This window comes from Caulobacter sp., from assembly GCF_049283275.1.
Taxonomy (GTDB): domain Bacteria; phylum Pseudomonadota; class Alphaproteobacteria; order Caulobacterales; family Caulobacteraceae; genus Caulobacter.
Genome location: NZ_JBAPVS010000176.1, coordinates 1 through 13,856 on the forward strand (window position 1 = coordinate 1; position 13,856 = coordinate 13,856).

10 protein-coding genes are annotated in these 13,856 nt (G+C 65.0%); 5 read left to right on the top strand and 5 right to left on the bottom strand.

Annotated elements, in window-relative coordinates; genetic code table 11:
- Positions 1-320 precede the first annotated feature (320 nt).
- Both WAL33_RS09545 and WAL33_RS09550 read right to left on the bottom strand, forming a co-directional pair.
- Positions 321-983, bottom strand: a complete 663-nt coding sequence (locus WAL33_RS09545; RefSeq protein ID WP_422180768.1) for an HD domain-containing protein — start codon at positions 981-983, stop codon at positions 321-323.
- Between the two features lie 99 nt (positions 984-1,082).
- Positions 1,083-2,075, bottom strand: a complete 993-nt coding sequence (locus WAL33_RS09550) for an alpha/beta fold hydrolase (protein WP_422180770.1) — start codon at positions 2,073-2,075, stop codon at positions 1,083-1,085.
- A gap of 109 nt (positions 2,076-2,184) precedes the next feature.
- On the opposite strand from WAL33_RS09550, the gene WAL33_RS09555 reads away from it, so the two are divergent.
- Positions 2,185-3,207 carry a GlxA family transcriptional regulator gene (locus WAL33_RS09555; protein WP_422180772.1) on the top strand — a complete coding sequence of 341 codons (1,023 nt, stop codon included), beginning with the start codon at positions 2,185-2,187 and terminating at the stop codon, positions 3,205-3,207.
- Positions 3,208-3,416: 209 nt separating this feature from the next.
- Here WAL33_RS09555 and WAL33_RS09560 read toward each other — a convergent pair whose 3' ends face one another.
- On the bottom strand, positions 3,417-3,794 hold the full coding sequence (locus WAL33_RS09560; RefSeq protein ID WP_422180774.1) for a VOC family protein: 378 nt from the start codon (positions 3,792-3,794) through the stop codon (positions 3,417-3,419).
- A gap of 172 nt (positions 3,795-3,966) precedes the next feature.
- On the opposite strand from WAL33_RS09560, the gene WAL33_RS09565 reads away from it, so the two are divergent.
- The 3 genes from WAL33_RS09565 (at position 3,967) to WAL33_RS09575 (ending at position 8,972) form a co-directional block, all read left to right on the top strand.
- Positions 3,967-4,365 (top strand): winged helix-turn-helix transcriptional regulator, encoded by a 399-nt coding sequence (locus tag WAL33_RS09565; RefSeq protein ID WP_422180776.1) that lies wholly within the window; start codon positions 3,967-3,969, stop codon positions 4,363-4,365.
- 635 nt (positions 4,366-5,000) lie between these two features.
- Positions 5,001-7,898 carry a TonB-dependent receptor domain-containing protein gene (locus tag WAL33_RS09570; RefSeq protein ID WP_422180778.1) on the top strand — a complete coding sequence of 966 codons (2,898 nt, stop codon included), beginning with the start codon at positions 5,001-5,003 and terminating at the stop codon, positions 7,896-7,898.
- An 87-nt stretch (positions 7,899-7,985) separates the two neighbouring features.
- Positions 7,986-8,972, top strand: a complete 987-nt coding sequence (locus WAL33_RS09575) for an ABC transporter substrate-binding protein (protein ID WP_422180780.1) — start codon at positions 7,986-7,988, stop codon at positions 8,970-8,972.
- A 218-nt stretch (positions 8,973-9,190) separates the two neighbouring features.
- Here the strand turns inward: WAL33_RS09575 and WAL33_RS09580 are convergent, their stop codons facing one another.
- Together WAL33_RS09580 and mutL are read right to left on the bottom strand one after the other, a co-directional pair.
- Entirely contained in the window at positions 9,191-10,885 is a 1,695-nt protein-coding gene (locus tag WAL33_RS09580; RefSeq protein ID WP_422180782.1) for an AAA family ATPase, read from the bottom strand.
- Positions 10,886-11,063: 178 nt separating this feature from the next.
- Positions 11,064-13,001 carry a DNA mismatch repair endonuclease MutL gene (gene mutL / locus WAL33_RS09585; protein ID WP_422180784.1) on the bottom strand — a complete coding sequence of 646 codons (1,938 nt, stop codon included), beginning with the start codon at positions 12,999-13,001 and terminating at the stop codon, positions 11,064-11,066.
- A gap of 178 nt (positions 13,002-13,179) precedes the next feature.
- Here mutL and WAL33_RS09590 point away from each other — a divergent pair.
- Positions 13,180-13,856 (top strand): TraB/GumN family protein (locus WAL33_RS09590; protein ID WP_422180786.1); only part of this gene is annotated, 677 nt, incomplete at its 3' end.

Here is a 13,856-nt window from a genome sequence, read left to right on the forward strand (position 1 = left end):
GGTTCGGCGTCTGGGCCAGGACGGGCGCGGCGCCCAGCAGCGCCAGCGCCAGGGCGCAAGTCCACGAGGTCGAGGTCGGCCGGGGCATGAGGCGATGTCCTTGTGAGGGGCTAGGGTGGGCAGGATGGCGCCGGTCGCACATTGACGCACGTCAAACCAGCGGGGTGAGGGGGGCGTGGTGGCTTCCGCGGAAGCGGATGGGCATCGATTCAAGCGGAATGGCCCACCTGCGCCAATGGCAGACTCTCGGACCTCGCCCGAAACGCGACCTTCGATCGCGCTTCGACCGTCGGATCGATTTCCCCCAGATCGCCGCCTGACTATTCCGTAAAAGGCCCGCCCGCGATGGCGTCCACCCACGACGGCGCCTGGTAGCCCGGAACATAACGCTCGCCGAAATCGCGGATGAACGTGTCGTAGGTCGTCTCGGGTTTCGTCCGGGCCAGATGGCAGGCGCAGGACGCGAACTGTCGCTTCATGTCCAGGCGCGGCGCCGCCGCGACGATGGCGTCGATCTCTTCGGCCCGGAAGCGCCCGTGGTCGGGCGCGCCGAAATCCACGCCGATGCCCCGCGAGCAGAGCGCCACCTCGGTCTCCTTGAACAGGCTGATCGAGTGGGTGACATGCAGGGCGATGCTGTCCCAGACCAGTTGGACCCGGCGAGCGTCGAAGCCGTGCTCGCGTGCGAATCTCGCGGCGAGGTTCGCGCCGTTGACCTCGAACCGGTGGGGTCCGTCACCCAGGGGCGTCAGCCCGAAGTCGTGGAACAACGTCGCCACCGCGACAACCTCGGCGTCATAGGTCAGCGCGTCCAGGGCGCCGACCCGCGCCGCGAAGATCCACGACCGGACGACGTGATTGAACAGGAAGGCCGGCAGGTGATCGCGGGCGTGATCGAAGGCGAGAACGATCAGCGGCGTTTCCGGCAAGTCGGGAAACCGGGCGCGCAGCTGGGCGTAGCTCTGCAGGGGCGCTTCGGACATGGCTTTTCCTCCACCGCCCGAGCCGGGCGGCGCTGATCTGGACGGGAGAACGGATTTTGGAGACGGCCCGCGTCAGGCGCGGACCGCCTCCGATGGGGGTCAGCCGCGAATGAACGCCAGGATGTCGGCGTTGATCACGTCGGCATGGGTGGTGGCCATGCCGTGCGGATAGCCCGGATAGGTCTTCAGGACGCCGTTCTTGAGCAACTTGACCGCCCGGCGCGCGGTGCCGTCGATCGGCGCGATCTGGTCATCCTCGCCATGCATGACCAGCACCGGTTGCTGGATCGCCTTCAGGTCGGCGGTGAAGTCGGTTTCCGCGAAGGCCGTGATGCAGTCGTACTGGGCCTTGATGTCGCCGGCCATGGCCTGGCGGAACCAGTTGTCGCTGACCGCCGTGGACACCTTCGCGCCCGGCCGGTTGAACCCGTAGAAGGGACCCGTCGAGAAGTCGCGATAGAAGCCGGCGCGGTCGTTCGCGACCGCGGTCCGGATGCCGTCGATCACTTCGGCGGGCACGCCGTCGGGATTGGCGGCCGACTTGATCAGCACGGGCGGGATGGCGCCGATCAGCACGGCCTTGGCCACCCGACCGTTTCCGCCATGCTTGGCGACATAACGCGTCACCTCGCCGCCACCGGTCGAGTGACCCACATGGACGGCGTTCTTCAGGCCCAGATGATCGGCCAGGGCCGCCACGTCGGCGGCGTAGGTGTCCATGTCGTTGCCCGAGGCGCTGGGACTGGATCGACCATGGCCGCGGCGGTCGTGAGCGATGACGCGATAGCCCTTCTGCGAGAAGAACATCATCTGCGTATCCCAGTCGTCGCCGCTGAGCGGCCAGCCGTGGTGGAACACGATCGGTTGCCCCGCCCCCCAGGCCTTGTAGAAGATTTCCGTGCCGTCCTTGACCGTGATCGTACCCATCGTGCCGTCTCCTTGGGGTTTGCTGGGGGAGCGAGAAGCGGTCGCCATCGCCGGCGCGGCCAGGGTCAGGCCCGCCGCCGCGACGCCGCCGACCAACAAAGCGCGACGCGACGCGCCCTGGACGGTGGTTTCATGGGTGTCTTGGTCATGGTCGGTGGTGCGCATCGCCGCTTCATTTCCTCTGCCGAGCCGTTTGGCTCGCTTTGGCAGGAATAGTTTTCGAGGCGCGTGGTAAGGATCGGCGAAAGCGACAAACATCGAGGCGAAAGCGACAATGCGCGCGACCCACCCGCCCGTTGAGGTCGGCCTTCTGCTCTATCCGCAGGTCCAGTTGGCGGCCGTCCATGGTCTGACGGATCTGTTCAGCTTCGCTGACGCCCTGACCCGCAAGCGGCTGGAAGTGGCGACACCGATGCTGCGCCTGAGCCACTACGTGCTGAACGAGGCGGGTGGTCTGGCGCGGACCTTCGACAGCGCGCCGGATATCGAAACCAGCCCGTCCACCGTCATCGTGCCGCCGTGTCATGTGACGCCGGCCTCCTACGCCCACACCCCGCTCCTGGCGGCCTGGCTTCGGGGCCAGGCCGAGGCCGGCGCGACCCTGGCCTCCGTCTGCGGCGGGACCTTCCTGCTTGCCGAGACCGGCCTGCTGGACGGCCTGACCGCCACGACCCACTGGGTTTTCGCCGAGGAACTGGCCACCCGGTTTCCCAACGTCCGCGTCGACACCGACCGCCTGATCATCGACCACGGACAGATCCTGACCGCCGGCGGCATGATGGCCTGGGCGGACCTGGGCCTGACGTTGGTCAACCGGCTGCTGGGTCCGGCCGCCATGGTCGAGACGGCGCGGTTCATGATGATCGACCCGCCGGGGCGCGAGCAACGGTTCTACAGTCCCTTCTCCCCCAAGCTGTCGCACGGCGACGGTGCGGTCTTGAAGGTGCAGAAACATCTCGGCCAGAGCCCTTCCGCCGGCCTGTCGGTGGTGGCGCTGGCGGCCTTGGCGGGGCTGGAGGAACGCACCTTCGTAAGACGTTTTCGCAAGGCGACGGGGCTCAAGCCCACCGACTATCAGCAACATCTTCGGGTCGACAGGGCGCGGGAAATGCTGGAGTCCAGCGTGACGCCGATCGACGCCATCGCCTGGAACGTCGGCTACAGCGACCCGGCGTCATTTCGGCGGGTCTTCGTCCGGATCACGGGCTTGTCGCCGGGCGATTATCGCAAGCGGTTCTCGCCGAAGGACCATCAGCCCGCCAAGCTCCGGAGCCCCATGGCCGCTGCGACCGCTTGACGGCGTTGAGCGTCGGCCTGGCTATCCGCGCCCAGATTGGCCGCGCTGCTTCAATAATGCCCCTTGGGCCAACTCGGGAACACGACCTTCGGCAAGCAAACGCACCGAAGGATCGTCCTCTACTGAAGCTGTGTTCCGGGGTTCGCGGGGCGCATAAATCGATCGCCTCGGACATCCCAAGGGGACGCCATCACGCCCGCATTGCGACTTCAGCTCTTGCAGACGACTTCGAAGGAGTAACCGTCCGGGTCGAGCACATCGGCTGCGTAGTAGCCGGGGTAGTATTCGAGCCGGGCGCGGGGGGAGATGTTGTCCCTGGCGCCGGCGGCGCGCGCCGCCGCGTAAAACGCGTCCACCAGCGCGTTGCTCTCCGCCCGGAACCCCCAGTGGATGGCTTCAGGATTGGGGGTTCCCTGTTTCAGCCAGAAGGAAGCGCTTTGGCCATCGCCGAATCCCCATAGGTCCGGATGTCCGTTCTCGCCCTTGAACGGCATGAAGAATTTGATGTCCAGCGGCTCAAGCGCCTTCTCGTAGAAGGCCAGCGACGTCTCGATGTCGCTTACAGTCAGTATGATATGATCGACCATCGTATATCCTTCCGGGGTTGGCCGACGGAAAGCCTCGCCCATACGATGGACGTCGGCGATCGCGTTGCTTTCCAGTGATCAAGGGAGCTAGTCCGTAGCCCGGCGTTCTATCGGCGGACATCTGACCCCACAAGAACGCACATCAATATTCGAAACTAACACTGGTGTAAGCATGCAGGAATTTGGATCGAATAATCCTGAACCCATAGTCCTGCATTGCGGTCACGAAGACCCTGTCGCGTTCAGAGAACTGCTGACAAAGGTCGGAGACAAGTGGAGCATTCTGACGCTTCTCGGCCTATCCATGATGCCTGGGGATCGCGCCCGCTTCTCAGAGCTCAGCCGAACGCTCTTGCCGATCTCGGAGCGCATGCTGGCGCTCACGCTTCGGAGCCTTGAACGGGACGGTCTCATCACGCGAGAGGTGTTCGCGGAGGTGCCGCCAAGGGTCGAATATGAGTTGGCGCCGCCAGGGCGCAGCCTGTTGCCCGCATTGCAGGGTCTGGTCGATTGGGTCGCGACCCATGGGGACCAAGTGAAGGCTTCGAGGTCGGACTTCGACGCGCGCTAAGCGGAAGTCAACCCGTGCAATCGCCTCGGCTGCCCGCTACCGCGGCGAGGATGCGCCAGGAGGGGACATTGGCCGGATGCCGAAAGTGCACTGTGGGGTGCGTATCAGGATCGCCGCCGAGGCCGGCTGTTTCTCGGGACCATACGAGCCGCCCCTTCGCTTAAGACGGAGCCAGATCGATGCCCGTCGTTGGTCTGTACGGCGCCGTGCGCTAACCCCATTGATCCTGGAGCGGCAGCGCATATCGCGCTGCCCGACTGACCCGTCGCTGCGCGATCGCTGGATCATCGCAAGCCGCTCCACCGCCGTTTCACCATCCCCCTCCACGAGCTGATCGCCCCGCAGGCAACACCGCCGGAGCGTCCAAGGCTTTCGCGCTGCGGAAAGCTAAAACTCGGCGCTTCCGTCCCCGCCCCCCAGTGCACCAAGATCGCGCTCAACAAGGCAAGCATTGGGTGCGCGGCTTTCAAAGCAACATCAAATCCAGAAGGCTCGTGACTGGCGAGGTTGCAATTGCACCGCGCACGTCACAGCGCCCTGAAGCTCGATCTTCGGGGGCGCCAACTCATGAGCCCACAGCGCGCCCACGCGGTTGACTTGAGAAAAATAACGCTGAAACCAAAAGGGGGAAATGTATGCGTACGGGGAGGTTATCGACTCTTTTCAACTCCAGCGCTGTGCTCGCGGTGGTCGCGGCCGTCAGCGCCGCGCCCGCTATGGCGCAGGTGAACCCCGCCGGAGATGCGGGTCCGGAGACTGCAACCACGATCGAGGAGGTCCTCGTCACGGGCTCGCGCCTCGGACGGACCAGCTTCAACTCACCGACGCCAGTCAGCGTGATCGGCCAGGAGCGCGCTCAGAACCTTGCCATTAACAACGTGGGGGAGGCGCTTAATCAGATTCCATCCTTCCGCCCGATCGTCGGCCCGGCGACGAATTCCTTTCGTTCAAGCGCGAACATCGCGGGCCGAAGCCTAGACCTGCGGGGTCTCGGCGCGATCAGGACGCTCACCCTCATCGATGGCCGTCGGCATGTCTCGAGTTCCGACGACGGCACATTCGATCTCAACTCGGTCCCGTCCATCCTTATCCAGAGATCGGAGGTCGTCACCGGAGGCGCCTCCGCCGCCTATGGCGCCGGCGCTGTGTCAGGCGTGGTGAACCTGATTACCGACACCCGGCTGGAAGGGATCAAGGCGGAAGCCAGCTACGGCGCCAGCGAGCGTGGCGACGCCCGGAACACCTACCTCGCCGCGGCCGCGGGCAAGTCGTTCGCCGACGGACGCGGGCACGTGGTCGTCGGCGGCGAATATTCGAAGGAGGGGGCTGTCCCTGAGTTGAGCCGTGACTGGAGTCGCCGCCTTCACGACTTCATCCCCAACCCGTTCTTCTCCACCAATCCGGCCCTGAGCAACGGCCTGCCGGCCAACGTCGCCGCCGACGACGTCAGGACGTCGCTCACCCCGGCCGGCTCGATCACCATCGTGCACCCGCTGCAGGGGATGCAGTTCGACGGCAACGGCAACCTTGTCCCGTTCCAGTTCGGCGACCTTTACAATCGGGCCAAGCCCAGCTCGCTGATGATCGGCGGCGACCCCAGCATCACAGGCTATTACGGCGCCGTGGGACCGTTCGTCGTGGGCACCAAGCACGGTTCTATCCTCAGCCACGTCAACTACGACCTGACCGACGCCATCACGGTCTCGGCGGAGCTTGGTTACGCCGATGTCAGGGGCGGGCCCACGGGGGCCAATCCGCGATCTGACCCGAACGGCGCGCTGCGGATCTTGCGGGACAACGCCTACCTCACGCCTGGGACGGCGGCCATGATGGACGCCGCGCACGTCACCTTCCTTCCGGTGAGCCGCATCAACTTCGAACTCGGGCCCAACGTATATTCGTCGAGAAACGAGACGTGGCATGCCTTCGCCGGCGTGGACGGCAAGCTCCGCGGCGACTGGAAATGGGATGCGTACTACCAGTTCGGCCGAACGACGGGCCGCCAGAGCAATGCCAATTCTCGGCTCGAGCAGCGCTTCAAGGACGCCATCGACGCCGTACGGGCGCCTGCGGGCATACCGGGGATTGCGGCCGGCACGATCATATGTCGGACGACGATCAGCGCGCCGACCAACGGCTGTATTCCCGCCAACATCATGGGGCCTGGCAAGATCAGCCCCGAGGCGGCCGCCTGGGTCAATACAGTCGCCTATTCGACTCGCGAATTCACCGATCACAACGTCGCCGCCAATATCAGGGGCTCCCTGTTCGAGGGGTGGGCCGGCCCGATCTCGGCCGCGGCGGGGGTCGAGCACCGCAGCAGCGCCTCGGAGGGCGACAACGACCCAAACAGCAAGGCTGGATTGTTCTCCCAGGTCGCCTGGACGTACCTGCCGCCGACCACCCAGAAGGTGACGGAAGGCTATGTCGAGGCCAGCCTGCCCGTTCTGCATGACTCGCCCCTGGGCAAGTCGCTCGACGTCGACGGCGCCGTCCGACGCACGCACTATAGCCTGTCTGGCGACGCCACGACCTGGAAGGTCGGCGCGGCGTACCGGCCCGACGACCAGTACATGCTTCGCATCACCCGCTCGCGCGACATCCGCGCGCCCTCGCCGCTGGAACTCAATCCGAACAAGAGCACAACGACGCTGTCGCTCGCCGATCCGAAGTACGGCGTGCAGTACCTGATGCCGACGTTCAGCGGCGGCAACCCCGACCTGAAGCTGGAGACGGCGGACACCTTCACCGCGGGGGTTGTTCTTCAGCCGGACTGGGTCCGGAACTTCAAGCTGTCGGTCGATTACTACGACATCTCGGTCGACGGCGCGATCGACATCCCCGCGGCGAACCTCGCCATCAGCATCTGCCGCGCGGGAACCAACCCCGCGATCTGCACGCTGGGCGCCGACGCCAACGGCAATCCGGACCGCATCTTGGCGCTGTTCGCGACCTATCAGAACATCAACAAGCTCGACACCAGGGGCTACGAGTTCGTGGCGAACTACACCCTCGATCTCGCCGAGGTCGCGCAATGGATGAGCGGCGACGTCAGCGTTTCCTTGAATGGCTCCTACGTCGAGACGCTTTCCACCCTGCTTCCGAACGGGACGAAGAAAGAGCTTTCCAACTTCACGGGCAATTCCGGCGGGGTCACCAACATCCTGGGCGTGCCGCGTTGGCGCGCCGATGCGGTCATCACCTACGCCCAGCCCACCTACTCGCTGACGGCGCACCTGGCCCACATTCCCAAGGCCCTGCAAAATCCAGACTGGATCGGGCCGGAGCAGGACGGCTACAGCCCGTACTTGCCAAATAGCGTCACCGACAACCACGTTTCGGCTCGGACCTATCTCGACCTGAGCGCACGGGTCAGCCTCTCCGGTCCTGAATCCAAGCGCCTAGAGGTGTTTGGCGGGGTCAATAACGTCTTCGACACCGACCCGCCGCCGGAACTGCGCCTGAACGGTAACGGGCTTTATTTCTCGCCGGTGGGCCGCAGCTATAAAATCGGCGTTCGCACGCAATTCTGAGGCGACGGCCGGGCGCACCGATCTCGTCCGGCCACCGCTCAATCAGCCGTTCAAGCAAACTGGAGGATAGACTCGATGAGAGCAAGAATGGGGAAATTCATCTCCGCGGTCGCAGCGCTGGTCGTCCTTCCGACGGTGGTGTTGGCTGAGCCGCTGCGAGTCGTCGGCAACATCAAGGTGTTGGAAATCGCACCCCTTGTGCTCGCTTCGGAAGCGTCAGGCGGGCAAGTCGAGATCGCGCTGGGCGGCGTTCCGAACCTCTGGGACGTGGAGCTGGCCAGCCTGACCGTGGCGGTCGCCGCCGACGCATCCAAGGCGGCGCCGCCGAACACAAAGCTGGCGGATCTCGCGGCCAACGCAGAGACGCAGCTTCTACGCGGAACGGTCGCGCATCCGGACGGCCGCTATCTGCTCACCGTGACCGAGGGCATCTATCGGATCGTCGCCCGGCGCTCCAGGGGGATCGCGACCGAGGCGGATCTGAAGGGCAAGAGAGTCGGCACCTATCCGGGCACGTCGGCGGCCTTCTACCTCCACAAGGCGCTCCAGCGCGCCAACCTCACGGAAAAGGACGTCACGATCGTCACGCTTTCACCACAGGCTTCGGCGGACGCACTGATCGCGGGTTCCATCGACGCCATGGCGACCTGGGAACCGCATTCGGAGCGAGCGCTGCGAACGCTCGGGGACGAGGCCGTGCTGATCGCCCCGCCGGAGATGTACCGCGAGCTCTATTCGCTTCACACCACGCAAGCTGCGCTGGACAATCCGCAAAAGCGGGCGGCGATCGTGGCCTATGTCAAGAACGTGCTCTCGGCCTGCCGCGCGATCTCGGCGGACCCGAGCCACGCCCAAAGCCTGATCCGGCCGCTGAATGGTTACGCGCCGGATCAGATCACCCAATCGTGGCATTACAGATTTCCCTGCGAAGTCACCCCCAACCTGCTGGACAAGTTCGTCGAGGAGGACGCTTGGCTGGCTGCGCAGGATGGTCGCGCTCCCCGCACGCGCGCGCAGCTCGCCCGCCTGATCGACACCAGCATCTACGATGAGGCGCGTCGGGCGCTGAGGTGACGAGGCGCTGGAGCGCAAGGGGAGAGGGATCGGCTTTTCCGGAAACACCCCTGACGTCGTCCGCCAGCGGCGAGGCCGCGCCTTGAAACCTTGGCTGCCAGCCTGCTCTGGGGACTGACCGAGTCAAGCAGCTGTGATCTGAGGCAAGACCCAAGGCTGTCGGGTGTGGCCGCATCCGGGACGGATGGCGTTCAAGGCACCTCCATCACCTCGTCCGTCTAGCCAAAAATAGCGGTGTCGAGTTCGGTGTATTCCGCCGTTCCCGGTACGATTTCGTACACGAGCATCTCCTTCGCGATTGTCGTAGCCGAGTTGCCTCTGCCTGTCAGCGCGAGCTCATGTCGAAGAATATCATAGATGCCATTGGCGGCTCGCTTCCGATCGTCAACGGGATTGCCTCGGCTGATCGACGCCTCCATTTGCTGGTTCACTTTCGGCTGAATGCGTACCCAGCTCCCTGGCTGCTGCTTTTCGCAAAATCGCTCCAAAACCCCGTCGCCAAACAAGTAAGACTCTATATTCCGGCTCAACAATGTTCGAACGGGTAGTGCGTTTTGAATCTCACTTGGTGATTTATCGTCTCGGTCGGCCAGCCGCGTTACTTTGGTCCCTGGCGTGATCAGGCTAATCAGGTGTGAATAGCCACGTCGGTCTGCTGTAACTTCACTGCTTGAGCCGCCCGGAACGAACTGAACTTCTGGATGCGTGTGTCCGAAAATCACATTGTAGCAAAATGCATCGAGAGACTTGTGGTTGTCTTCGCCTTCGCAAATCACAATGTGTTCGGGCGATACCAATTCCTCAATGTCATCCAGTGCAACCTTCAGCGCACGTTTCCAAAGCTCGCGATCAGGCGCTACAGGGGTCATCACTACGGGTTTGTCGAAATCGTGCCCTTCGAAATCCAAGAAAACGACCTCGCCGGGATGTTTTAGCGCTAGGTCCCGTGCACGGCGCATCATTCCGATAGAATGGCTAGCTACCCAAAGCTGGGATTTATCGGCGATGTTATCGAAAAGCGTTGATAAGAGTTCGCCATGAACTCGTGCGTTCAAATGTGCCTCGGGCTCGTCTATGCACATAACGCAATCTGTCAGAAATCTCTGTTGAGCGAAGAAGTCCAATAGAATGTCAAATGCGGCCTTCTCGCCACCCGAAAGATCTCTATACGGAAAGTCCTGAGAAGCCCCCTTCCCGAACGTGAAGGTGCCTTCTTTCAAGGGGGAACCTACACCCGTGAAGCTAAGATCAGGAAATAAACGCTGAAGCGCGGTTGACATCTTGCCAATAATTTCCTCGCGGTATTGGCCAAACGTAGTCTCTGTGCGGTCCGTGCCCCAAAGTGCTTGCACGGAATCAGATACAAGGCGTTGATAGTTTCGACTTACAGCCGCGTCATTGTCGATCGTTCGCGGTCCGAAGCTCTGCATAGCTAAGAACACCCCGCCGATCGAAGACGACGAAAACTCTGGCTCGTTGCGATGAGCTGATCGGAAGTAGAACGAGTTCCAGGTAATTTGCGGCGCCATAACCTTAGGAGCCATTCGTCCGTCCGGCCCAGTCGGCACCATTGTCGGAATAGATTCCTGGTCCGAGTGAAATGAAACAGTAGTCAAACTTCCTCTTGGCTGGTGCATCATCATCGACGCACCGATAGGTGAGGACGTCGCCATGGACGGAAACAGTTCATCCGAAGCTGCTTTGCTCAACCGCTTCATCATGTAGTCGCCGACATTGTGCGCGCCTTGACCGGCGGTATTCATGAAATAGGCCCGCACTCCGTCGAAGAGCGAGCTCTTGCCGGAGCCATTGGGGCCGCACAGGAACACAAGCTTCGCTGTAGACGGAAGCTCCCTAATGGAGAGCTGAGAGAAGCGCCGCACAGCCTTGAGCTCGATGGATTTAATTCGCATTGCTTGTCCCGTCCCCTTTCGCATCGATGTGCCACGTGCTGCGAAACGGCGCTACGAGCCTTTGGAAATGCAAAGCGACGCCTCGCCGGAAATATACCGGCATGCCAAGCGTCGTAGGTAACAGTGAAACGCCGAGATTACTCTTGCTGCGAAACAAAAGCCGCTCGGGACAGCCCCCTTACCGCCGCCCAAACAACCGCTCAATATCCGCCAACTTCAACTCCACGTAAGTCGGCCGTCCGTGGTTGCATTGGCCCGAGTGCGGCGTGGCCTCCATCTCCCGCAGCAACGCGTTCATCTCCGCGCCGTTGAGCCGTCGCCCGGCCCTCACACTCCCGTGGCAGGCCATGGTGGAGCAGACCTCTTCCAGGCGCTCCTTCAGGGCCAGGGCTTGGCCGTTCTCGGCCAGGTCGTCGGCGATGTCGCGGACCAGGCCCGCGGCGTCGGTCTTGCCCAGCAGGGCGGGGGTTTCGCGGACCAGCACCGCACCGGGGCCGAAGCTCTCGATGACCAGGCCCAGGGCCGCCAGCTCCTCTGAGCGGGCGACGACGCGTTCGGCCTCGGCGGGGTCCAGCTCGACCACCTCGGGCAGCAGCAGGGTCTGGCGGGCCACGCCGCCGGCCGCCATCTCGCCCTTCATCCGCTCATAGACCAGGCGCTCGTGGGCGGCGTGCTGGTCGACGATGACCACGCCGTCGCGGGTCTGGGCGACGATATAGGTCTCGTGCACCTGGGCCCGCGCCGCGCCCAGCGGGAAGTCGACCGGGTCGAAAGCCGGGGCGGGGCCTTCGTTCATGCCCGGATAGCCGCCCGGATAGGCGATGCTGGGCGGGGCGTCGTAGTCGCCATAGGCCGCCTCGCGCACCGCCTCGGCCACGCCGTAGCCGCCCCCCTCCGCACCGAGCTCGACCCGCGCCGAGACGTCCGACAGCCCCGGCAGAACCTGGGGCGAAGGCCGCGTCCAGCCGCCCGACTGCCAGGCCGAGAAGCCGGCGGACGAGGGGCCGGGCTGATAACCTGAGTACGCGCCGGGCGGGACCATGCTCTGCGCCCGGATCGCGTCCAGCGCGCTGGCCGCCGTGGTGGTCGAGGCCCGGTGGCCAGCCCCGGCCAGGGCGTGGCGCAGGGCCCCGACGATCAGGCCGCGCACCAGGGCGGGGTCGCGGAACCGCACCTCGGCCTTGGCCGGGTGGACGTTGACGTCGACCTCGCTGGTGTCGAGCGAGATGTAGAGCGCCGCCGTCGGGTGGCGGTCGCGGGCCAGGAAGTCGGCATAGGCCGCGCGCAGGGCGCCTTGCAGCAGCCGGTCGCGCACGGGCCGGCCGTTGACGAACAGGTACTGGTGGGCGGCGTTGCCGCGGTTGTAGGTGGGCAGGCCGGCGAAGCCCGTCAGGCGCACGCCGTCGCGGGTCTGGTCGATTTCGATGGCGTTGTCCTGGAAGTCACGGCCCAGCACGGCCGACAGGCGCGCCAGGCGCCCCTGCGGTCCCGGATGCTCGGGCGGCAGGCGGATGACGCGACGGCCGTCGATGTCCAGACTGAAGCCGACGCTCTCATTGGCCATGGCCTGGCGCTTGATCTCCTCGGTGATGGCCAGGGCCTCGGCCCGCTCGGACTTCATGAACTTCAGCCGCGCGGGGGTGGCGTAGAACAGGTCGCGCACCTCGATCCGCGCCCCGTGGTCGCCGGCGAAGGCGGCGGGGGCCACCTCGCCGACGCTGCCGCCCTCGACCAGGATGGAGAAGGCGTCGCTGGAGCCCTTGGCGCGGGATGAGATGGAGAGGCGGGCCACCGAGCCGATCGAGGGCAGGGCCTCGCCCCGGAAGCCCATGGTGTGGATGGCCAGCAGGTCCCACAGGCCTTGGGCGTCGGGGGCCAGCTTGGAGGTGGCGTGGCGCTCGATGGCCACCGGCAGCTCCTCGGCGGACAGGCCGCAGCCGTCGTCGGCCACCAGGATGCGGGTCAGGCCGCCGCCGTGGGCCTCGACCTCGATCCGCGTGGCGCCGGCGTCGATGGCGTTGTCGACCAGCTCCTTGATGGCGCTGGCCGGACGCTCCACCACCTCGCCGGCGGCGATGCGGTTGACGGTCTCGGGCGGCAGGCGGCGGATCGGCATGGGGGAACTCGTTGGGCGCGGGCCGGTCTGGGCCCCTTCCATGGGCGGAAGATCGGCCATTCTAGATCGATTCCGCAGGCCTTTGGGCAGCGGAGATGAAGAGGGGCGCCGGCCGCGATTGCCGCGGGACGCCCCCTCCGTCACGATGCGGCCAGCGACGTGACGGAGGGGGCGTTCGATGCATTTGAAAACCGGTCTGATCGCGGCGCTCCTCACCCTGACCGCCGCCCCCGCCCTGGCCCAGACCGCCCCCGCCCTCGACGATCCCGAGGCCAATGTGGTCGAGGCCCTGGTGGTCAGCGCCAAGCTGCCGGGTCCGGCCTGGTGGCGGATCTCGGACGGCGACACCACGATCTACATGCTGGGGGTGCTTCAGGCCCTGCCGCGCGGCCAGGCCTGGGACACCAGCGTGCTGGACCATCGGCTGGAGGGGGCCTTCGCGGTGATCCTGCCGCCGGAGGGCAAGGCCGGGCTCGCCGACCTGCCGGCCGCCCTGGCCCTGCGCAAGAAGCTGAAGTCGGCCGAGCCGCTGGACGTCTCGGTCGGCGACCTCAAGCCAAGGCTGGCGCGGGCCCGGGTCGTCCTGGGCAAGAAGCCCGACGCCTATGACGGCTGGAGCCCGCTGGGGGCGGGGATCATGATGGCCGGCGACTATCGCAAGTCGGTGCGGCTGGAGACGGCCGAGCCGGAGCGTGCGATCAGCCGCCTGGCCCGCAAGCACGGGGTCAAGGCGCGGCCGGCCGCCACCTACAAGGCCATGCCGATGATCAGCACCGCGGTGCGCGGGCACTCGCGCGAGGCCGGGCTGATCTGTCTGGAGGGGGTGCTGGACGAGATCAACGCCGGGCCCGAGGC